Genomic DNA, 21,527 nt, shown 5'->3' on the forward strand with positions numbered 1-21,527 from the left:
TTTTTACTGCGTAACAAGAGGACATGATCATGCGCAATAACAACTGTCTGCTGGTTTCCCTTATCTTGCCTGTTTCGGCGTTACTGGTTGGCGGATGTGCCAGCGAGCCGGCGCCGAAGGCGTCCGCCGAAAAAATATTGTCGGGCGAACAAATGCTGCGCGACAGCCAGGGCATCGCCCAATTGGGCAGCCGTTGGCAGGAAGGTAAACAGATGGTAGAGCGTGGACAGGCTATGCAACGCGAGGGTCAGATCAAAATCGACGAAGGGCGCAATTTGATCGAAGAAGGCCAAAAAATCATGCGCGAAAGTGAAGAAGGCTACAAAAATTTGAAACAGTAAATTCGCTTACCGAATCGGTTCGAGCGGGCGTCGCTCGCGCCGGTTCTTTATGCCGTTTCCAACGCGGCAAGCGGCCGGTGCCGGCAACACACCCGCATCAAGCCGGTGAGCAGGAGCCGGATTTTGGTCTGCGGGCGATTCTTAACACAGTTTTCGGTTTCGACCGTTTTGCCGCGCGGATTTCATCCGCTTCCAAGGCAATGTTGCTGCACAACACACATAGCCCGGCATCCGGCAAAAACTGCAATTCATCGGGCGGGATATCGTCACCGCAACGCGAGCAAAAGGTTAGCGGCTTTGAAATCGGTTTCATAATCTCCCTCCTGGTCGTCGTTCTGGATGAGGATAAACGCAATCTAAGCTACCTTTTGTCGATACTTCGTCACTTTTAAGCATGCGCCGTTTCGTCATTGTGAAAAAGTCGAAAGTTCCGGCCGTAAACCGCTCTAAAGTTCGAATGTCGTTGTCACCGCCACATTTCCCGTTTTTGCGAAAAAAACGCCGCCTATTTTCGCATTAAATATTCACTCGAATTCGAAATGAGCGCTATTATTCATTGAAAACATTCGAAGAATATAAGCCGGTAGTTATGCCGGCTGAGCTCGGAGCCATCGGCGTTGAATCAGACAACAAAAAAGCAAAAATGAATCGACTTTTCTTGCGCATATTAATGCTAACGGCTGCAGCAATGCTACTGAATGCTTGCGGCGGCGGTACGCCTGTCAAACGCGACAGAGTCGCTAGCGTCAGGCCCAACTATATTCCCCAGCGGCCTGCCTACCAGCCGCAGTCTCCGGCTTATCGGCCCACCAGTTATTCGGGGATTTTCCCGAAGCCGGGGCCGCTGGAGCCGGCCGTGGAATTCTGGCGTAAAACCTACGCGGTCTGGCAGCGCTCCGAAGTCGCCTTCCACGACGACCGCTATTTGGATGTGATCTACGAAGTGATGACGTTGCCGGGCTATGTTGCCGAAGGACTGACGGCCGAGCAAAAAGATTTGGTCAGCCGGCGGCGCGATTATTGGAAGGCGCAATTGGCCGGCTTGGAAAGCAAATTGCGCTACGGCGCTGCGTTGAGTCCGGCCGATAAGCAATTGATCGCTAAACTGGAGGCTAGCGGCCGTTCGTTGGCAAACGTTTTGCCCGGCGCCGATAGCCGCGTGCGTTCGCAGCGGGGGACGCGCGAGCGCTTCAAACGCGGTCTGGAAATCAGCGGACGTTACGACCTACAGTTCAGAAAAATTTTCCGTGATGCCGGGTTACCGGAAGACTTGGCCTATCTGCCCCACGTCGAATCTTCGTTTCAGCCCGCCGCTCGATCTTCCGCAGGTGCGGTCGGCATGTGGCAGTTCACCAAAGCGGCCGCTAAAACCTTCATGCCCGGTGGCGGCGTAGTCGATCAACGCTTCGATCCGTTCGTTTCGGCTACCGGCGCGGCGCGATATCTGAGTTACGCCTACGGTAAATTAGGCGACTGGCCGGCAGCGGTCACCTCTTACAACCACGGTATCGGCGGTATGAAACGCGCCCAGAACCAAGTAGGCAAAGATTTCGCCCAGATCGTGGAGACTTACGACGGACCGGCATTCGGTTTCGCATCGCGCAACTATTACGCTCAATTTCTGGCGGCGCGCGAGATAGCGTCCAATCCGGAGCCTTATTTTCCGGAGGGAGTGCGTTACGAGGCGCCACTGGCTCCCGGACAATATTTAGCCGAAGAATAGGTCGGCGTCGGCCGGTTCGACCGGCGCAGTCCGGCTGAGTCGTCGGCTGAGGCCAATGTATGTCGGGCCAATTCCGGGGTGCTAAGGCCTTCGAACATGTCGCGTGCCGGCCGTGTCGGTTGGCTCGCATCAACGCTAACGCCTCGCCCCGTCATCATTTCCGTATTTCCGTAACGGCGTATTGCCAGTTACCTGATAAACCGAGCGGCGTTTCGATTGTCGGAGCGGTATTGCGTCGGCGACGCGTTACTTATAGTCGAGCTCGTTTATGAATTACCAATCTGCGACCGGAACGGTTATCGACAGCAACAAAAACCGGCCAACATTATCCGGGCCGGCGCCAATCCGTTTTGTAGCATCAGGCCTCTTAATATCCGGATTCGGTTTTAACCGTCCCGTTCAGCGGTTCGGGCGGCGCCTGGGGCTGGTTACTCTGCTGTTTTGTTTTGTATTTGGCGCCGTAGCGGAGCCGCCGCAACGTAGCGCGCCAGGTTACGGCGCGCTGCCTTTCCAGCCGCCGAGTCCCGGCAGCTACGCATTACCGGCCGTTGGCCAGGCGGCGGACGGCGAGGTGTTGGATACGGCTAATCGGCCGCTGCGCTTGCACGACCTGATGGGCGATAAGCTGGTGTTACTCAGCTTTATTTATGCGGCCTGCAGCGATGTTAACGGTTGTCCGTTGGCGACGCAGGTATTGCATAAAATCAGCCGCCAATTGCAAAAACAACCCGAGCTGGCGGATAAACTGCGCCTGCTGACCCTCAGCTTCAATCCGGCCCAAGATACACCGGAAATGATGCGCCATTACGGCGAAGGTTTTAAAACCCCCGGCTTTGATTGGCAGTTTTTGACCACTCGCGACGAACGGGCGCTGCAGCCTATCCTCGACGGCTATCAGCAAAACGTGCAGAAGATCTACGATGAGCGCGGGCAGTTTACCGGAACGTTCTCGCATCTACTGCGGGTCTATCTGATCGATAAACAAAAAAACGTCCGCAATATCTACAACGTTGATTTTTTGCACGCCGATACCGTGCTCAACGACGTCAAAACCCTGCTGGCCGGTACCGAGGCGCAATCCGCGTTGGCGCAAGTCGATGCCGGCCGCCTGTACCAAGCCGGCGACAACAAACAGGATTACCGCGCAGCGGACTACCGGACCCAGTCGTTGGCTCTGGCGCAACGGCGCGGCAAGCCCGCCAATTTGCTGGAATTTGCCCGCAAGCCGCCGTTGGGTCTGCCTGTACTACCGGTTCCAAAAGACAATCCGCTGACGCCGGCGAAAATTGCGTTGGGCCGCAAACTGTTTTACGACCGGCGTTTGTCGTTGAACAATACCTTTTCCTGCGCGATTTGCCACATCCCGGAGCAAGGCTTCGCCAACAACGAAATGGCGACCGCCGTGGGCGTGGAGGGGCGTAGCGTGCGACGCAATGCGCCATCGCTGTATAACGTCGGCTATGCCGAGCTGCTGTTTCACGACGGCCGAGAAAACAGTTTGGAACAACAAGCCTGGGGGCCGTTATTGGCCCACAACGAAATGGCCAACCCGTCTATCGGCCGTGTGGTGGACAAATTGAAAACCACTGCCGATTATCGCGGCTTGTTCGAAAAAGCGTTCAACAACAAAGGGCCGGGCATGGAAACGATAGGCCAGGCCTTGGCAAGTTACCAGCGGACGCTGAATTCCGCGGATTCGGCGTTCGACCGCTGGTACTTTGCGAAACAAGCCGATGCGCTCGCCGATTCGGCCAAGCGCGGATTCGAATTATTTACCGGCAAGGCGGCGTGCAGCGGTTGCCACACGATTGGCCGAAGCTCGGCATTGTTCACCGACCAAAAGCGGCATAACACCGGCGTCGGTTACGCGGAAGCCATGCAAACCGTGGACGGCAAACGCCGGATACAGGTTGCGCCGGGCGTATTTCTGGACGTCGACAGCGAGAATCTCCAGGGGCTGGATACTGTAAAGGCCAACGACTTGGGTTACTACGAAACCAGCCAGAATCCGTTGGACCGGTGGCGCTATAAAACTCCGTCGTTGCGCAATGTGGCATTGACCGCACCGTACATGCATAACGGCAGTTTTGCGACCTTGGACGACGTGGTACGGTTTTATAATCGAGGCGGAACGCCAAACGAAAATCTGTCGCCGCTAATTAAACCGTTGGACCTGTCTGAGGCGGAACAAGCCGATCTGGTCGAGTTTTTAAAAGCGCTGACCGGTGCCAATGTCGGTGCCCTGGTTGCCGACGGTTTTGCCGCGCCGGTTGGGGAAGCGGGCGGCGCGCCCTGACGCGCTCAACTGCGCTACTGCTCGGCTTCGGGTCTTTTTTGTCATAAAAGGGTAATATAGCGCTGCTAAATTCTGCATATCCTCGGAATCATTAGACTAAAGATGACTATGTCGAATTTGAACGTCCTGGTTGTGGAAGACGAAGATGCCATCAGGGAAATGTTGGTGATGGTGTTGGAGCAAGCTTCTTTTAAAGTGTTGGCGGTGGCCAGTGCCGAGCAGGCGCGGGAAAGCTTGGCCGATAATATGGTGGATTTGATTTTGCTGGATTGGATGTTGCCCGGAATCAGCGGGGCGGAATTGGCCAGACGCTTGAAAAGCGAGCCTGGCTACAAGGATTTGCCGATTATTCTGCTCACTGCCCGCGGCGAGGAGGAGGATAAAATCCGCGGTCTGGAGATCGGCGCCGACGACTATATTACCAAACCGTTCTCGCCCCGAGAGCTGATTGCCCGGATCAAGGCGGTGATGCGGCGTAGCGGAAAACTCTCCGAGTCCGGCCAGTTGAGCATTGGCGATTTGACGCTGGATGCCGAGCAGCACAAATTGACGATCGACGGCCGCAGCCTCGAAGTCAGTCCGACCGAATTCAGATTGATGCAGTTTTTTATGACCAATCCCGACAAAGTCTACAGCCGCACCCATTTGCTGGATCAAGTTTGGGGGCGTAGCGTTTACATCGAAGAACGCACTGTGGACGTGCATATCCGCCGCTTACGCAAGATTCTGGCCGAGTACGGCCGTGAAGAACTGATACAAACGGTACGCGGTTTCGGTTACCGGTTTTCCTTGGTGAATTAATCCTGCATGCAGCGCTGGCGGCGAGAAAGAAACATTGCGATCGCGTTGGTGGTGCCGGCTTTGATAGCCAGCATCTTCGTCGGCCATGTGAGCGAAATGCTACTGCTCGCAGTGACCTATCTGCACATCAGCCAAACCCTCAACATCAATAAACTGGAGCGCTGGCTGAGCCAGGGCGGCCAGGGGGAAAAGCCCGATTTCAAAGGAATCTGGAGCGATATTTACTATCACTTCTACAAGATCAGGAAGAGCCAGAAACGACGGAAGAAGAAGCTGGGCAAAATGCTGGACAGCTTTCGCAAATCCACCGGCGCCTTACCCGATGCCGTCGTGGTGTTGGGCAGTTACGGCGAAATCGAATGGAGCAACAAGGTCGCTCACGATTTTCTGGGGCTGAAAAAGTCCGACAACGGCCAGCGTATTCCGAATCTGGTGCGCCACCCCTTGTTTATCCAGTATTTAAAGGAACAGGATTACCGCCATAAAATTTGTATTCCGTCGCCGGTCAACGAAAACATGTTCTTACAGATCGGTATCGTGCCCTACGGCTCAGGTTTGCGCTTGCTGATGGCCCAGGACATCACCCACCAAAAAAACATCGAACGCATGCGCACCGATTTTGTCGCCAACGTCTCGCACGAACTGCGTACGCCGCTGACGGTATTGCGCGGTTATCTGGAAACGCTGCAGGAGATGGACGGCGCGCCCGGCGTTTACAGCCGCTCTTTCCAAAACATGGCGGCCCAGACCGAACGCATGCAGACCTTGATCGACGATTTGCTGCTATTGGCGCGTTTGGAAAGCAAGCAGAAAAAATCGGAGTCGGTGGCGGTCGCTGCGTTATTGCACGAGGTTTGCCAGGAAAGCGATTTGTTGGAAAAGGACGAGCGGCGTGTGGATTTGCAAATCGCCAGTAATGCCAACTTGCTCGGCGACGCCTCCGAGTTGCGCAGCGCGTTCAGCAATTTGCTGGTCAACGCTCTGAAATACTCTCCCCCAACATCGCCGGTAAAAGTCAGTTGGCGAGATGCTGCCGATGGCGGCGTTTATCTGGAAGTCGAAGACTTCGGCCCGGGCATCCCTGCCGCCGACATTCCCCGGATCACCGAACGCTTTTATCGGGTCGATGTAAAACGCAACCAAAAAATCGTCGGGACCGGTTTGGGGTTGGCTATCGTCAAGCACGTGCTGGTACGCCACGATGCCAAACTGGATATCGACAGCCAGTTGGGGCGCGGTAGCCGCTTCCGTTGCGTGTTTCCGAAGCAGCGGGTTTGTTGACTTGAGTCCGGTTCGGTAGGGCGCCGATTCCGGCTACATCGCATCCCGTACACCGGCAAACGCGTAACCGGAGGCCCGGCATTTTTTCAGGGCTTGCGCGGCGGCTTGTTGCAGACGGCCGGCTTCGCCGGCGTCGTCGGGGCAGACGGCGATACCGATGCGGCAATGCAATTGCAAATCCAGCGGCTGCTCGTCGAAGGCGAACGGCTCGCCCAGTTTTTGGCTGATTGTGCCGGCAATACGCTCGATATGATCGATCTTTTCCAGATCGGTTAGCAGCAGGGCAAATTCCACGCCGTCCATTCGCGCCACCACATCGGTTTCCCTGACGCTACGCAAGATGCGTTGCGCCGCTTCCCGCAATACGTGGTCACCTGCGGTGTAGCCCAAGCGCTCGTTCACGTCCTTGAATTTGTCGATATCGACCAGGAGCAATGCCAGAAACAGGCCGCTGCGGTGAGCTTTTTTGATTTCCTGGTCCAGGCGGTCGCAAAACATTCGGCGGTTGCCGATACCGGTCAACGGGTCGAAATAGGCTTGTTTGCGCAATTGTTCTTCGTTGAGTTTGCGCTGGGTAATGTCGAAAAACAGGCCGATGCGGCGCAACGGTAGGCCATTGGCGTCGAACACGGTGTTGATGCTGAGTTGTTCGACGTAAAGTTCGCCGTTTTTCCGTCGATTCCAGATTTCTCCGCGCCACTGGCCCAAGCTGACGATGGTTTGCCACATGTCCTGAAAAAAGGCGGAGTCGTGGCGGCCCGAGCCGAGGATGCTGGCGTTTTTGCCGATTACGTCGCCGGCGCTGTAGCCGGTGATTTCGCTGAAAGCCGGGTTGACCGAAATAATCGTGGCATCCACTTCGGTAATCATCATCGCTTCGTTGCAGTTCTGGTAGAACAGCATCGCCAATTGGCGATTTTCGTCGGCGAGCTTTTGCGCAGTGACATCCTGAATGATGCCGGTCATTCTGGGGTACAGGCTGTGGTGGCGGCCCGAGCCGCGGATCCAGCGGATTTCGCCGTCCACCCGGCGAATGCGGCATTCGAAATTCCAGTTGCTGCGTTTGCGGCCGGCGCGGCGAAAATCGTTGTCGACGCTGTCGCGGTGTTCCGGCACGACGTGGCCGAGAAAGGCTTGGTAATTCCAGGTCGCCAGCAGGAAGTCGTAGCCGAAAATCCGGTCGTGGATCGGAGTGCGCAGCACTGCTTCGGTTTCCAGGTCCATATCCCAAGCGCCGGTGTCTATGGTTTGCAAGGCAAAACTGAGCCGGTTTTCGCTTTCCTGCAGCGCTTGGGCTTTTTGCTCGCGGTCGTATAACATCAGGGCCAACGGGATGCCGACGCTGGCCAGCACCAGCAAGTACAGCCAAATGTTCAGCAATCCGCTTTGCAAATCGCCGTTGGCGAACAGGCCGATCTGGCGTTCCAATCCCCATAGCGATTGGACGGCGGTCATGCAAATCAATAGGATGACGCCATGGCGGCCGAAGCGCGCCGCAGCCCAGACCACGAACAGAAAAGTCCAATAACCGCGGGCATAATGGCCGGATACGCTGGGAAACCAACCCAAAAATACCGTTTGGCCGCTGAAAAAACTCAAAGCCAAAAACGCCGCGGTTTCCGGCAGGCGTTTCACAATAAACCAGCCGGTCGGCCACTTGCGCCAAATCAAAATGCACGGGGTGACCAAGGCGATGCCGAATACGTCCGCCATCCACCAGTGCAACATGCTCGGGAACAACTGGCCTAGCGTCAGGTAGCCGCCAAGCAATAACGACATCGGCCCGATCAGCGCGCTAAAGCAAGCGGTAACCGTGCCGGTGGCGGCCAGCCAGGCAAAGTCGCGCGGATGGCGCAATTTGATCGAGAACCCCGGATTGCCGAGCAAGAGCCAGGCGCCAAGCCAGGATTCCAGCGTGTTGCCGGCGGCGATGCAGGCCGATATGGTCCAGGAGTCGCCGACCAACAAGCCGGCGCAGAAGGCGCCTAACAAGATGCCGGCCCAATTGTGCTTGGCGTCGAGCAGCATCGCCGCCAAGCCCAAGCCCGCCGGAAACCAAATCAGCGTGACATTGCCCCGGTCGGAAAAATAAGCCAACACCAGCTTGGCCAATCCGGCGTACAGCAGCGCCAAACCAATGATTTTCAGTCCGATAAGCAGACGGGGGGAGGAGTTCATGGGGTACCGTAATCGCGGCCGGAGTCGGGCAAAGTGTATATCAGCGGCGTTCATTCGCCATGATGGGTCGGCGGATATAATGCGAATTGATCGAGAAAAAACGCAGACAAACAAGCGGATAACTCTATAATTGCCGGCATTTTGAGCTTGGGCCAGAGGTTGGGAATGGTTTCCGAAACGGTTGTGGAATTGTCTCGCTCGCAGTTTGCGATCAATGCGGTACAACATTTTCTATTTGTGCCGCTGACGGTGGGTTTGTCGTTTTTCCTATTGGTTTTGGAGGCCTGGGGGCTGGCCGGCGGCCGCAGCGATTACCAGCCGCTTTGCCGGTTTTGGGGGAAGTTGTTCGGACTCAGTTTCGGATTAAGCCTGGCCTCCAGTTTGGCGATGTTGTTCCAATTCGGCGGCAATTGGTCGTATTTCGCCCATTACGCCGGCGATGCGTTCGCCGGGCCGGTCGTCGTCGGCGTCTTGGCCGGGCTGTTTACCGCGGCCAACGGTTTGGGCTGGATGCTGTACGGTTGGGATAAGTTGGGAAAGTGGTATCACCTGCTGAGTACCTGTGCGGTATGCCTGGGTTGTCATTTGATTTTGTTCGGTTTTTCGGCTGCCAGCGGCTGGATGCAATATCCGGTGGGGGCCGAGTTCGATCCGCAAGCGTTACGGATGGAGTTGGTCGATTGGCATGCGGTGTTAACCAATCCTGTGGCGTTGGCCAAGTTCGCTCATAGCTTGCTGTCGGCTTATGCGGTCGCCGCCGGATTCGTGTTGGCGATCAGCGCTTACTACCGGCTGAGATCCGCCGAAACGGCTTTGTCGGAGCCGTCGTATTGCATGTCTGCCGGGTTGGGATTGCTGGCGATCGTCGCCACGTTGTTGTTGGGCGATGCCGGTATTTACAAGCAAAGTTCGTTTCAGCGCAGCAAGCTGATGGCGATTAACGGACTACCTGCCGACGATATCCTGGCGCAAAACCGGCAACGTATCGATAACGGCATCCAGGCTTACGCGATGTTGCAACAATTGCGCGACGATAATCGGCAACCGGAATTGCTGGCCGGATTCGCCGCCGCCAAGCCGGATCTGGGCTATGGCTTGCTGCTGAAGCGCTGGCACGACACTGTGGTCGATGCCGGCCCGGCGCAAATCGATTTGGCGGCGCAAGCCAGTTTGCCGCCAGCGGCGCCTTTGTACTGGGGGCATAAAGCGATGGTGCTGTTCGGCGTGCTGGCATTGTTGACCTTTCTGACGGCCGGCCTCGGTGCCGTAACCGGCCGCAGGCAGCCTTGGTTGTTGAAGTCGGCGATGTATGCTTTGCCGGCGACCTGGTTGGCCAGCGGCAGCGGTTGGTTCATCTCCGAGTTCGGCGACCAACCCTGGATTGTGGTGGACGTGTTGCCGACTTGGTTGGCGGTATCGGCCTTGGGGCCGAGCGATCTGGCACTGGGCTTGGCGGTATACGGTTTGGCCTATTCCGGCCTATTGTCGTTGGCAATTTTATTGGCGATGCAGATAGTCAAACAGGGAACGGCCGAGCTAGCGCTGCCGGTTGAGGAGAGTGGCGATGCTTGATTACGAAATTTTGCGTTTATTGTGTTGGGGCTTGCTCGGCTTGTTTGCCGTCGGTTTTGCGTTGACTAACGGTTTGGAGATGGGCGTAACGTTGCTGTTGCCGTTTCTGCAGCTATCCGAGCCGCAGCGGCGGCAAATCGCCGCCAGGCTGGCCCCGCTCAGCGCCGGAAACCAAGCTTGGTTGGCGGCGGCGATAGCCGTGTTGTATGCCGGTTGGCCCACGGTTTATGCCGTGGTTTTTTCCAGCTTTCAGAATCTGTTCCTGTGCGTGATGTTGGCCGCATGTATCAGGCCGCTCGGTTTTTACTTCAGAAATAGCCACGATCATCGGGAATGGCTGTCGTACTGGGATAAGGCGCTGTTTGTGAGCGGCTTATTGCCGGCCGCGCTGCTGGGGCTGCTGGCTGGAAATATGTTGAAGGGATTTCCGTTTCATTTGAGCAGCGATATGCACATCGCGTTTTTGGGTAGCCTGGCCGGATTGTTCAATCCGTTTTCATTGTTGGTCGCGGCCTGTAGCGTGGCGTTGTTGGCCGCTTACGCTGCGGCCTATTTGCAATTGCATGGCGGCCCGGATTTGCGCTTACGCGCCAAAACCTTGGCGCAAACTGCGGTAATTCTGTTTTTAGTGTTGTTCGGCTTGTGCGGCGCCTGGATTACGCATTTGGAAGGCTATCATGTCACGACCGAGATCGTGCCGGATGGCGCATCCAATCCGCTGGCCAAATTCGTCAAGCGCGGCGACGGTTTATGGCTGGACAATTACGAACACGAACCGGCGTTGTGGGCGCTACCCTGTCTGGTTTTTCTGGCCGGTATCGGCGCCTGGGCGCTATGCAAATTCGACCGGGCCTATTGGGCAATGTTGGCGTTGGCGTTGGCACTGGCGTTGGCGGTATTGACCTTGGGTGTGTCGATGTTCCCATTTTTGGCGCCGTCCAACATCTCGTTGAACAGTTCGTTGACGATTTGGGACGCCAGCGCCAGCCGAACGGCATTGCACGGCCTGCTCAGCTTTGCCGGGCCGGCCTGGTTGGTGATGGCGCTGGCTACGCGCGGCCTGTATAGAATTCAGCGTTAGCCGGTTTGGAACGGCGCCGGGCCGCCCGGCGTTTTCTAAGCGGGCTTAACTTTGATAAAACCGAGTATCGATAACAACTATAACTAACAAGGTAGGCGCATCATGAAGAAAATTCTGAACCACACTCTGATCGGTATTTTGGCGTTCATCCCGATCATGGTGATCGTGCAAATCGTGCTGTTCGTTAAAGACCGGCTCACCGATCTGTTTCAGTTCGTTTACGGCTACTCGGACAACTATCTGGTGACCTTTCTGCTGTTTGCCGCCAGCTTCGCCACCATCACCTATGTCGGCCATCGGGTCAGCATGGGCCGGTTTTCCATCATTGCCATGTTTGAACATCTGATCGAGCGCATCCCGTTGTTGAGTACGATTTATCGGGTCACCAAAAAGTTGGTCAACATGATTGCCGGCCATCAATTGCAGGAGCCGCGCGAGGTGGTCTACGTCGAATATCCGAAAGAGGGCATTTGGGTGCCGGCTTATGTGACCAATAAAACCGACGACCGCTACGTGTTGTTCGTGCCGACTTCGCCCAACCCGACCTCAGGTTTCGCCGTCATCGTCCACGAATCGAAAGTGATCAAATCCGAGATGAGCATCGAACAGGTCACCAGCTTTATCATCAGTGTCGGTGCCGACTTCGAAAAAGTCGGCGAAATCGCCAAACTGCCGAAATGACAGTTGGCTGCGGCGCCGAGAAGGCGAATTCGTTCCGACTGGTTGCGGGGCTATGATGCACGACCCCGGCTATTTGTTGGCCGAGCAGCTGGGCGACGGTTTGAGGCGCTTGAACCGGGTGTTGGCGTTGGCCGAATCCTGCACCGGCGGCGGCATCGCGGCGGCGGTGACCGATGTGCCCGGTAGCTCCGTCTGGTTCGACCGCGGTTTTGTCACCTACAGCAATGCCGCCAAAGTCGAGCTGTTAGGCGTGCAGACGCGAACCTTGCGGGCCTACGGTGCCGTCAGCGCCGAGACGGCCAGGGAAATGGCGGCCGGCGTACTCGCGCAAAGTTCCGCCGATTTGGCCTTGGCAGTTACCGGCATCGCCGGACCTGACGGCGGAACCGCCGAAAAGCCGGTAGGCACCGTATTCGTCGCTTGGTTGCAACGCGGTAGCGAACAGGCTGAGTGCGTTAGAAAACAATTCTCCGGCGACAGGCAAAACATCCGGCAGCAGACCGTTTTGTTTTGCTTGCAGCAACTGTTGCAGGCGGTGCGGGCCGGGTAGGTGCGTACCGCCGCGCATGCGGCCCTGCGAGCAGTCTCGCCGGCATCGTTGCTGCTTGCCGCCGAAGCCCTGTCCGGCGGGCGCTTTCGGCATCCGCTGGCAGAGCCGAAAAGCGTTTAACCCCCTGGCAAGTTAGGCTAAAATGCTGGGTCTTTTCTCTGCGGGTGGTTAAGCCATGTTGAATAAAAATCTGCTTATTGCTGCCGTTTCCGTCTTGCTCAGCGCTTGTGCAACCAGTCCGACCGGCCGTACCCAGTTCATTTACATGTCAGACAACCAAGTCGACCAAATGGGTTTGCAAGCCTTCGACAGCATGAAGAGCAAAAACCCGGTCAGCCGCAATTCTCGTTTCAACCAATTTGCCCAGTGCGTGGCTTATGCGATTACCCAGCAAACCGGCGGTCAGTGGGAAGTGGTGGTGTTCGAAGACGAAACTCTGAACGCGTTTGCGTTGCCCGGCAATAAAATCGGCGTGCATACCGGCTTGATCAATCTGGTCGATAATGCCGACCAGTTGGCGGCGGTGGTCGGCCACGAAGTCGGCCACGTCCTGTCGCGCCACAGTAACGAGCGCTTGTCGCAGGAAACCGCAGTCAGCACCGGCCTGGCGATGGTGCAGGCCGTGACTCAGCCGCAAACCGCGTTGGGCCAGACCGCGTTGGGCTTACTCGGCGTCGGCGCCCAATACGGCGTGATCCTGCCTTACAGCCGCATCCATGAAACCGAAGCCGATACCATCGGGCTGGATTTGATGGCCCGTGCCGGTTTCGATCCGCGGCAAAGCATCAATCTGTGGTTGAAGATGGACAAAGCCGCCCAAGGCGGCCAGCCGATAGAATTCATGTCGACCCATCCGTCGCATGCCAGCCGCATCGATAATTTGCAACAAAATATGAACCGGGCTCTGCAATTGCAGCAACAAGCCTGGAGCCAGGGACGCCAACCGCGCTGCGCCAAATAAGCCATGAATCCGCATTTAGCCGAACTTCACCCTTACCCGTTCGAAAAGCTGGCTTCTTTGAAGCAAGGCATTACGCCGCCGGCCGACAAAGCCCATATCGCCTTGTCGATCGGCGAACCCAAACACGCGACGCCGCACTTCATCCAGGAAGCGCTATTGCGCCATCTGCATGGCTTGACGCTATATCCGACCAGCAAGGGCTTGCCGGAATTACGCCAGGCGATTGCCGACTGGACTTGCCGGCGTTTCGGGATACCAGCCGGCGGCGTCGATGCCGAAACCCAGGTATTGCCGGTCAACGGCACCCGCGAGGCCCTGTTTTCGTTGGTGCAGGCGGTAATCGATCCGGCCGATAAACCGGTCGTGGTCATGCCGAATCCGTTTTATCAGATTTACGAAGGCGCAGCAGTGCTGGCCGGTGCCGAGCCGTATTATCTGAATACCACGGCGGAAACCGATTATTTGCCGGATTTCGATAGCGTGCCGGTAGCGATTTGGCAGCGTTGTCAGTTGGTCTTTATTTGCTCGCCCGGCAATCCGACCGGCACGGTGTTGTCGCAGGCCGACCATCTGAAATTATTGAGATTGGCGGAAAAATACGACTTCGTGATCGCCTCCGACGAATGCTACACCGAACTGTACGACGACGAGGCCAATCCGCCGCAAGGTTTGCTGCAAAGCGCTTATCAGGCCGGCAACACCGAGTTCAAACGCTGCGTGATTTTTCAAAGCCTGTCCAAGCGCTCCAACGCGCCGGGCTTACGCTCGGGCTTCGTGGCCGGCGACGCCGAGGTGTTGAAGCAGTATTTGAAATATCGCACTTACCACGGCTGCCCGATGCCGGTATCGACCCAGCACGCCAGCATCGCGGCCTGGAACGACGAGGAGCACGTCAAACATAACCGCCAGCTCTACCGCGACAAGTTCAGCGCCTTCATCGACATTTTAAAAGGTGTCTGCGAAATCGAGCGGCCGCCGGCCAGTTTTTATATCTGGCTGAAGACACCGATGTCAGACACGGAATTTGCCCAAAAATTGTTCGCCGAGCAAAACATCACCGTGCTGCCCGGAAGTTTCCTGTCGCGCGACAGCGATGGTATGAACCCCGGCGCCAATCATGTGCGCATCGCTTTGGTCGCGCCGATCGAGGAATGTGTCGAAGCCGCGCAACGTATCAAAGTTTTTCTCAATGAAAATTACGCCTAGGAATTTCCCCTCTTTGAAAAAGAGGGGTTAGGGGAGATTTTCAGATAAATCCCCCCTCAATCCCCCTTTGTTAAAGGGGGAGCAATTCCACCCTTTTTAAAACCCTTCCAACTAGAGAGCTCATGTCAAACCTGGAAACCATCATCAACGACGCCTTTGAAAACCGCGCCGAAATCAGTCCGTCCACCGTTTCTACCGAAGTCCGCAACGCGGTCGCCGAAGTCTTGAATATGCTCGACAAAGGCGAAGTCCGCGTCGCCGAGAAAAAAGACGGCGATTGGGTGACCAACCAATGGCTGAAAAAAGCCGTGCTGCTGTCGTTTCGCATCAACGAAAACAAAGTCATCGAAAGCGGCGACGTGCGTTATTACGACAAGGTGCCGACCAAATTCGGCAGCTACAGCGAAGCGGATTTTGCTCAAGCCGGCGTCCGCGTCGTTCCTAACGCGGTGGCACGCTACGGCTCCTACGTGGCGCCTGGCGCGATCCTGATGCCGTCCTACGTCAACATCGGCGCTTACGTTGACAGCGGCACCATGGTCGATACCTGGGTTACCGTCGGTTCCTGCGCGCAGATCGGCAAAAACGTGCACTTGTCCGGCGGCGTCGGCATCGGCGGCGTACTGGAACCCTTGCAAGCCAACCCGACCATCATCGGCGACAACTGCTTCATCGGCGCCCGCTCCGAGATCGTCGAAGGCGTCATCGTCGAAGACAACTGCGTGGTCTCGATGGGCGTTTACATTGGCCAAAGCACCAAGATTTTCAACCGGATGACCGGCGAAGTGACCTACGGCCGCATCCCGGCCGGCTCGGTAGTGGTATCAGGCAACCTGCCTTCCAAAGACGGTAGCCATAGCCTGTATTGCGCGGTGATTATCAAACAAGTGGACGAAAAAACTCGCAGCAAAACCGGGATTAACGAGTTGTTGCGGGATTGATTTATTTACAATGGCGTTTTTGCGGTAGCAAAACGCCATTGCCTCGTTGAGGCGTTGGTGGATTGCCTTGCGGCCGTCCATCATAAGGGGTTCGATTCACTTTTATTTCAAGTTTTGGATAAAGGCCAAATATGAGTACTAAGCAGTTTGCTAGTCAAATGAAGGCCATGATTGAAGATATTAAGGCCAAAGGTACGGCTGCAATCTATTGCGACAACCTTATTTCTTATCTGACCGAAGTTGAAAATTCGCCAGAAATAGAGCCAACTCCAATTGAAATTGAGAGATATAAAGCTGATCTTCAGAATTGGATTCAGGCTAACAAGCTTAATAGCGATAGCAATCTCGAAATGTTCCGGTCTGTTATTTCTTCCGGACAAAGCGCAATAAAATCATCCTTTCTTTTAAATGGTGGTGCATCTGTTGCTCTTCTCGCTTTCATTGGTCATTTAGCCCAGTTCCAACCGACCAAGGTTCCTGCCTTTGGCACTTGTCTGCTGCCATTTACGTTTGGAGTTTTGGCTATTGCAATCACATCTGGCCTGACTTATGTAACTCAATGGCTTTATGCCAGTTCCAATTCGACGACTCGCCGCATAGGCTTTTGGTTAAACGTTCTGTGTATTTTCCTTGGATTTGCCTCTTACGCATTTTTTGCTTTCGGGCTCATTTCGGCGTATCAGTTATTCGCCGCGTTTGCTTAATTGTTAATTCACGAGAAGTCAAACAATCTGGATAGGTGTCAGAAGCCTGGGGTTTTGATTCCGTTCTCTTTATGCTAACTACTGCTTTAAGTTTGACAATTTTTTCGCAAACATCAGTCTGTATGCGTGAATCGTAAACGCCAATACCAATTCTTCACTTTTCCGCAACGCCAGCGGCGTCGGCAAGCCGTCTGAGCCGAGTTGCTTGCCGATAATCGGCTCGATACAAACATATTCCGCTTTTTTGTCGCTCCAGATGCCGAACGCCAGTGCGATCGGCTGCGGCAGCGGGCTGATCTCGCAGGCCATCGATACGGCAAATTCCTCGGTGCTCAGTTTGACCGGATCATGCGGCGCTGCCGCCGGATAAGCGCGCATGCTATCGTGCGGCAGCGAGGCGATGTCTATCCGGCTGTCGCCAATATCCAGAAAACTGTTCGGCGTAATCGAAAAATACGGATGAAAGCCGGGGCGCACCAACGCGGTGTCCGATAGGGCGCGGATGGTGGTGGTGACTTTTAGCGTCTTGCTGTTTTGTTCGTCGGTTTCTTCCCAATCGCTGATTACCTCGATGTTGCCCCAGTTGTGTACGTCGGATGCCGACAGGTTTTTTTGATGCGGCAGCGTGACATCGCAAACGGTGGTGCGGTATTCGCCATGCTTAACGCTGAACGGCGGCGACAGTTCCTCGAAATTGGGGATGCAAAGGTAAACTCCGCCGCGCGAGCCGCCGCCCGGTTTGTCGTGGAGCGGCGCGACAACGTCGATATCGTCCAGTTGCCAGCTGATCAGGGTGCCGGTTTCGGTGAATTGCATGGGAGAAATGGTCCTTGTCTTTGACGGTAGTTCGTTCTTTGCCGGCGCCGATACGTGAAATATGCTGTCGGCAAGTTGTAGTCGCGCAAAACATGCACGGCGTGTACGCCGGTACCGGCCGGTTCGATAGCCGGTTATTGTAAACTTCAAGCGTTCAAATGGGGCGATAGAGTGCAGAATAATTTACTTCGGCGAATTAAAGGCCGATTGCTGTTTCGACGCTAACCGCAGTTTCACTGGGGACGTTCCGTGCAGGCGATCGATGTTTTTTCTCTGGCCAGCCATGCCGGCGATTACCGGTATTGGCCGTTGCAAACCCGGCTGTTACAGAACGGCGTGCCAACCGCTTGCTACGTTCCCGGCTATCGGTTGCTGCACCAATTTCAAACCGGAACCGGCGATTATTTGCTGATTTGCGATTGGGATTGCCCGTTCGAGGAAGCCAGCGAGTTCGTGTTGCTGAGCCCGGAATTGCGGATTTTGGCCAGGCGCAGCCTGGGTTTGCCTTATGCATCGTTCGTGCTGGACGGCGTCGAAATCGCCGGACTCGACCAATTGCGTTTGACGTATTATCCGGATCGGCAATGGCTGTTGCGTGTCGCCGCCCCCTTTAACAGGTTGCCCGGCTTTCTCGGCCGCTGCCGGTTGTTGCACGGCAGGCGGCGGCTTAATTTGCGACGCCTGGCCTGAGCCGAATAACTCGGCAATCGATGCGCTCGGAATACCGGGATTTTGCCGGCGTTATCCGGCATACTGTCGATCAACGGCGCGGCGTATCGTTCGCACCTGCCGAACTGCTCCAACAAGGAGACTTATATGGCAATGAATCTGTTGCTGTTCTGCAAAGAGGATATTTGGCGGCTGGATGAGCGGAGTCTGGCCTGGTGGCCGGCGCTATGCGTCCGTTGTCTGAAGATCGCGTTGTTGGCGGTGCAAGGCTTTCGCCGCGATTTATGCCAACTGCGAGCCTCGGCGCTGACCTTGTACAGCATCCTGTCCATCGTGCCGGTGATTGCGATGTTGTTCGGTATCGCCAAGGGCTTCGGTTTCGAAAAGCTGCTGCAACGGCAGCTATTGGAGCGAGCGCCGCAGCAGGACGAACTGATGCTGCGCTTGATCGGCTTCGCTCAAAACCTACTGGCCAAGACCCAGGGCGAAGTGGTGGCCGGCATCGGTATCGCCGTGTTGTTCTGGACCGTGGTCAGCCTGATCGCCAACATCGAAGAATCGTTCAATTTCATCTGGAAAATCGAGCAGGGCCGCAGTTGGAGCCGCAAATGCAGCGACTATTTATCGCTGATGTTGTTGGGGCCGGTATTGTTGATGGCGGCCAGCGGGCTTACCGTGTTCCTGCAAACTCAGGTCGGCTGGCTGGCCGGGGCGATCCATTTGCCGGCTTTCGGCGTCTGGTTGGTGTTAAAGGCCTTGGGCCTGTCGCCGCTGTTGCTGATGATCGTGCTATTTACGGTGGTCTTCGTATTTATGCCTAACCATGCCATAGACTACCGTGCCGGGCTGGTTGCCGGCGTTGTGACCGGGCTGCTTTACCACGGCTTGCAGTGGGCCTATTTGAGTCTGCAAATCGGCGTGTCCAGCTATAACGCGATCTACGGCAGTTTCGCGGCCTTGCCGCTGTTCGTGGTCTGGCTGCAAAGCTGTTGGATCATCGTCTTGTTCGGCTGCGAGATGGCGTTTTATATCCAAAATTATCCGATACACCGCCATGGCGACCGTTTCGGCAATCTGAGCTTTTCGTTGAAGAAAATTCTGGCGCTGCAAATCACTCATGCCCTGGTCAAGCGTTTTCTAAAGCAGGAGGCGCCGCCCTCGGCCGAAGAATTGGCGCGGGATTTGATGATTCCGCTGGCCTTGGTCCAGGCATTGTTGAATAAGTTGATCGCCAGCCGCATTGTCGTCGAATTTTGCCATCCGGAACAAACGGTCTCGGTGTTTCAGCCGGCGGTCGATATTAATATTCTCAGTATCGGCTATGTGGTCGATGCGTTGGAATGCTGCGGCCAGAACCAGTTGCCGGATATTCAGCCGCAGCAGGATTTTGCCGAAGCCGTCGACCATTTTCGACAGGCGATGGCGGATAGCGCCGGTAACCGCTTACTGAAAAACATTTGACGCCGAACGCCGCGGTTAACATCGCTTGCCGGCAATGCGTTACAATGCGGCCAAATTCGATGGAGGCGGTCCTTGCATGCATGCAACAACTATTGCCGGTTTTTGATACGGTCCAATCCCAGCAGCCTCCTGCTCAATTCTGTTCTTCCATTTCAACCTGCGAGCACACCATGCCAGAAAATATTTCGAATAATGCCCTGATCCTTGCGCTGCTGTCCCTGAACGGCGAAATCGCGATCCAGAAAGACTATTTGGAATCCGACGAGATTCCGGAAGACGAGGTGGCCGACGAAGAAGAAGTGCTGGACGATCTCGAACAAGCGTTCATGGAATTCGTCGACGTCTACAAGGCCCGTGCCCTGGCCGATAAGAGCCTGCCTAGCTTGGACGAATTATTGGCCGGCGAGGCATAAGCGGCAATGAAGGTGTTATACGGCATCAAGAATTGCGATACGGTGAAAAAAGCCAGAGCTTTGCTGGATTCCCGCCGTATCGAATACCGTTTTCACGATTTCCGCGCCGACGGCCTGGAGCCGGCTTTGCTGCAAAAGTTCGTCGATACGCTTGGAGTGGATGCCGTTTTAAACCAGCGCAGCACCAGTTGGCGCCAACTCGGCGACGAGCAAAAACGCGACTTGACTCCCGACAAAGCCGTGCAGTTGATGCTGGCCGTACCGACTTTGATTAAACGCCCGATCCTGGACGACGGCCGGCAACTGCTGGTCGGTTTCAATCCCGAGCAATACCCCAGCGCATAATGACAGAAACGCTTTCTCTGCTGGAAGAGCTGATTCGGCGCGAATCGGTCACTCCCAACGACGCCGGCTGCCAGGATTTGCTGGCCGAACGCCTCGGCAAACTCGGCTTCAACGACGAACGCCTGAACTTCGCCGATACCCAAAACCTGTGGCTGCGCCGCGGCAGCGAACCGCCGCTATTCGTATTTTTGGGCCATACCGACGTGGTGCCGACCGGACCGCTGGCGGCCTGGGATTCGCCGCCGTTCGAGCCGACGTTGCGCGACGGCAAACTCTACGGCCGCGGTGCGGCCGACATGAAAGGCGGTATCGCCGCGTTCGTCACCGCGGTGGAGCGCTTTATCGCCCAGTATCCGCAGCATAAAGGTTCGATTGCGGTGATGATGACCAGCGACGAAGAGGGCGCGGCGACTCACGGCGTCGTCAAAGTGGTCGAGGTATTGGAAGGCCGCAACGAAAAGATCGATTGGTGCTTGGTCGGCGAGCCTTCCAGCGATAAAACCGTCGGCGACGTGATCCGCGTCGGCCGCCGCGGATCGCTGTGCGCCAAACTGACCGTATTCGGTATTCAAGGCCATGTGGCTTATCCGGAGTTGGCGGAAAACCCGATCCATACTTTCGCGCCGGCTTTGAAGGATTTGACCGAGGAAGTCTGGGATCACGGCAACCGGTTCTTTCCGCCTACCCGGCTGCAGGTGTCGAATATCAATGCCGGTACCGGTGCCGAAAACATCATTCCCGGCCAAGCCGAGGTGCAGTTCAATCTGCGTTTCTGCACCGAACTCGACGAAGCCACGATCAAGGCCCGTACTCAGGCCATCTTGGACAAATACGGATTCAAATACGACTTGCAATGGCGGCTGTCGGGCAATCCGTTTTTGACGGCGCGCGGCGAGCTGATCGATGCCACTCACGGCGCGATCGAAACGGTGTGCGGCTTTCAGACCCAGGACGATACCGGCGGCGGCACCTCCGATGGTCGCTTCGTTGCCCCGACCGGTGCCCAGGTCATCGAGCTGGGGCCGTTGAATGCCAGCATTCATAAAGTCAACGAACATATCGGGCTGGACGATTTGGAAACGCTGAGCCGGATTTACCAGCAGATACTGGTCAACTTGCTGGCCTAAACCGTTGCCGGTCTTGTCAATCGCCTGAAGCTGAGCCGTCGCCCGCTCTGAGGGTGGCCGGCGGCGCGGGAAGGCCCTTATCTGCCGTCTGCCAAAGTTCCGCAAATCATAGGCCTGAGCAGCGGATTTTTCTCTATCCAATCGCATGGACCGCTTCCGCCGGTTAAGCCCGCTCCGCTTTAGAGCGCCGGCGAGGCCGAATCTACCCTGGTCATGCGCCAAAAATCATGTACTCTTAAACCCTGGATATTTTCCGGAAATCAATTGGCATCGTGCCAATGCCGGACACCGCTTCGATACCGCGAAACGCTTTGCCGATGTTTCGGCGTCGGCGGCCTGCCTCGATACGATAGGCGCGCGCCGCGCTGCTAACGGCGAAG

Annotated in this window: 21 protein-coding genes; 19 read left to right on the forward strand and 2 right to left on the reverse strand. The window is 56.0% G+C overall.

Annotation, left to right across the window (positions count from 1 at the left end; genetic code table 11):
- Positions 1 to 29: 29 nt before the first annotated feature.
- The 6 genes from MKFW12EY_RS02855 to phoR all read left to right on the forward strand — a co-directional run bounded on the left by MKFW12EY_RS02855 (position 30) and on the right by phoR (position 6,442).
- Positions 30 to 341 carry a hypothetical protein gene (locus MKFW12EY_RS02855; RefSeq protein WP_054760101.1) on the forward strand — a complete coding sequence of 104 codons (312 nt, stop codon included), beginning with the start codon at positions 30 to 32 and terminating at the stop codon, positions 339 to 341.
- Positions 342 to 418: 77 nt separating this feature from the next.
- Complete coding sequence (locus MKFW12EY_RS02860; RefSeq protein WP_054760069.1) at positions 419 to 733, forward strand: hypothetical protein; 315 nt, start codon at positions 419 to 421, stop codon at positions 731 to 733.
- A 296-nt stretch (positions 734 to 1,029) separates the two neighbouring features.
- Positions 1,030 to 2,064, forward strand: coding sequence for a lytic transglycosylase domain-containing protein (locus tag MKFW12EY_RS02865; RefSeq protein WP_245006423.1), 1,035 nt, complete (start codon positions 1,030 to 1,032; stop codon positions 2,062 to 2,064).
- 424 nt (positions 2,065 to 2,488) lie between these two features.
- Positions 2,489 to 4,360 (forward strand): cytochrome c peroxidase, encoded by a 1,872-nt coding sequence (locus tag MKFW12EY_RS02870; RefSeq protein ID WP_245006498.1) that lies wholly within the window; start codon positions 2,489 to 2,491, stop codon positions 4,358 to 4,360.
- Between the two features lie 108 nt (positions 4,361 to 4,468).
- The gene (gene phoB / locus MKFW12EY_RS02875) at positions 4,469 to 5,161 is read left to right on the forward strand and encodes a phosphate regulon transcriptional regulator PhoB (protein WP_054760067.1); all 693 of its coding nucleotides are present in this window, start codon (positions 4,469 to 4,471) and stop codon (positions 5,159 to 5,161) included.
- A 6-nt stretch (positions 5,162 to 5,167) separates the two neighbouring features.
- Positions 5,168 to 6,442, forward strand: coding sequence for a phosphate regulon sensor histidine kinase PhoR (gene phoR / locus MKFW12EY_RS02880; protein ID WP_064020432.1), 1,275 nt, complete (start codon positions 5,168 to 5,170; stop codon positions 6,440 to 6,442).
- 33 nt (positions 6,443 to 6,475) lie between these two features.
- Here the strand turns inward: phoR and MKFW12EY_RS02885 are convergent, their stop codons facing one another.
- The gene (locus MKFW12EY_RS02885) at positions 6,476 to 8,620 is read right to left on the reverse strand and encodes a sensor domain-containing diguanylate cyclase (RefSeq protein WP_054760065.1); all 2,145 of its coding nucleotides are present in this window, start codon (positions 8,618 to 8,620) and stop codon (positions 6,476 to 6,478) included.
- Positions 8,621 to 8,803: 183 nt separating this feature from the next.
- On the opposite strand from MKFW12EY_RS02885, the gene MKFW12EY_RS02890 reads away from it, so the two are divergent.
- The 8 genes from MKFW12EY_RS02890 to MKFW12EY_RS02925 all read left to right on the forward strand — a co-directional run bounded on the left by MKFW12EY_RS02890 (position 8,804) and on the right by MKFW12EY_RS02925 (position 16,316).
- Entirely contained in the window at positions 8,804 to 10,192 is a 1,389-nt protein-coding gene (locus MKFW12EY_RS02890; protein ID WP_221053976.1) for a cytochrome ubiquinol oxidase subunit I, read from the forward strand.
- Positions 10,185 to 11,273, forward strand: a complete 1,089-nt coding sequence (cydB, locus tag MKFW12EY_RS02895) for a cytochrome d ubiquinol oxidase subunit II (protein ID WP_221053977.1) — start codon at positions 10,185 to 10,187, stop codon at positions 11,271 to 11,273. The genes MKFW12EY_RS02890 and cydB overlap by 8 nt, the downstream gene beginning before the upstream one ends.
- Before the next feature lie 102 nt (positions 11,274 to 11,375).
- The gene (locus MKFW12EY_RS02900; protein WP_054760056.1) at positions 11,376 to 11,954 is read left to right on the forward strand and encodes a DUF502 domain-containing protein; all 579 of its coding nucleotides are present in this window, start codon (positions 11,376 to 11,378) and stop codon (positions 11,952 to 11,954) included.
- 55 nt (positions 11,955 to 12,009) lie between these two features.
- Positions 12,010 to 12,504, forward strand: a complete 495-nt coding sequence (locus MKFW12EY_RS02905; RefSeq protein ID WP_064023344.1) for a CinA family protein — start codon at positions 12,010 to 12,012, stop codon at positions 12,502 to 12,504.
- Positions 12,505 to 12,679: 175 nt separating this feature from the next.
- Complete coding sequence (locus tag MKFW12EY_RS02910) at positions 12,680 to 13,465, forward strand: M48 family metallopeptidase (protein ID WP_054760054.1); 786 nt, start codon at positions 12,680 to 12,682, stop codon at positions 13,463 to 13,465.
- A gap of 3 nt (positions 13,466 to 13,468) precedes the next feature.
- Positions 13,469 to 14,671 carry a succinyldiaminopimelate transaminase gene (gene dapC / locus MKFW12EY_RS02915; protein WP_221053978.1) on the forward strand — a complete coding sequence of 401 codons (1,203 nt, stop codon included), beginning with the start codon at positions 13,469 to 13,471 and terminating at the stop codon, positions 14,669 to 14,671.
- Positions 14,672 to 14,793: 122 nt separating this feature from the next.
- The gene (gene dapD, locus MKFW12EY_RS02920; protein ID WP_054760052.1) at positions 14,794 to 15,612 is read left to right on the forward strand and encodes a 2,3,4,5-tetrahydropyridine-2,6-dicarboxylate N-succinyltransferase; all 819 of its coding nucleotides are present in this window, start codon (positions 14,794 to 14,796) and stop codon (positions 15,610 to 15,612) included.
- A gap of 131 nt (positions 15,613 to 15,743) precedes the next feature.
- On the forward strand, positions 15,744 to 16,316 hold the full coding sequence (locus MKFW12EY_RS02925; RefSeq protein ID WP_054760049.1) for a hypothetical protein: 573 nt from the start codon (positions 15,744 to 15,746) through the stop codon (positions 16,314 to 16,316).
- A gap of 78 nt (positions 16,317 to 16,394) precedes the next feature.
- On the opposite strand, the gene MKFW12EY_RS02930 is transcribed toward MKFW12EY_RS02925, so the two are convergent.
- Positions 16,395 to 17,132, reverse strand: a complete 738-nt coding sequence (locus MKFW12EY_RS02930; RefSeq protein ID WP_221053979.1) for a hypothetical protein — start codon at positions 17,130 to 17,132, stop codon at positions 16,395 to 16,397.
- 249 nt (positions 17,133 to 17,381) lie between these two features.
- Between MKFW12EY_RS02930 and MKFW12EY_RS02935 the strand changes: the two genes are divergently transcribed.
- From MKFW12EY_RS02935 to dapE, 5 genes are all read left to right on the forward strand, one after another.
- Positions 17,382 to 17,822, forward strand: coding sequence for a hypothetical protein (locus MKFW12EY_RS02935; RefSeq protein ID WP_054760043.1), 441 nt, complete (start codon positions 17,382 to 17,384; stop codon positions 17,820 to 17,822).
- A gap of 126 nt (positions 17,823 to 17,948) precedes the next feature.
- Complete coding sequence (locus MKFW12EY_RS02940) at positions 17,949 to 19,262, forward strand: YihY/virulence factor BrkB family protein (RefSeq protein WP_064023345.1); 1,314 nt, start codon at positions 17,949 to 17,951, stop codon at positions 19,260 to 19,262.
- Positions 19,263 to 19,432: 170 nt separating this feature from the next.
- Positions 19,433 to 19,675, forward strand: a complete 243-nt coding sequence (locus tag MKFW12EY_RS02945; protein ID WP_054760097.1) for a hypothetical protein — start codon at positions 19,433 to 19,435, stop codon at positions 19,673 to 19,675.
- Between the two features lie 6 nt (positions 19,676 to 19,681).
- Positions 19,682 to 20,020, forward strand: coding sequence for an ArsC family reductase (locus MKFW12EY_RS02950; protein ID WP_054760041.1), 339 nt, complete (start codon positions 19,682 to 19,684; stop codon positions 20,018 to 20,020).
- A complete protein-coding gene (dapE, locus tag MKFW12EY_RS02955; RefSeq protein ID WP_221053980.1) occupies positions 20,020 to 21,147 on the forward strand; it encodes a succinyl-diaminopimelate desuccinylase in 1,128 nt (375 codons plus the stop codon). The genes MKFW12EY_RS02950 and dapE overlap by 1 nt, the downstream gene beginning before the upstream one ends.
- Positions 21,148 to 21,527: the final 380 nt, after the last annotated feature.

The sequence above is a fragment of the Methylomonas koyamae genome, from assembly GCF_019669905.1.
GTDB classification, from domain to species: domain Bacteria; phylum Pseudomonadota; class Gammaproteobacteria; order Methylococcales; family Methylomonadaceae; genus Methylomonas; species Methylomonas koyamae.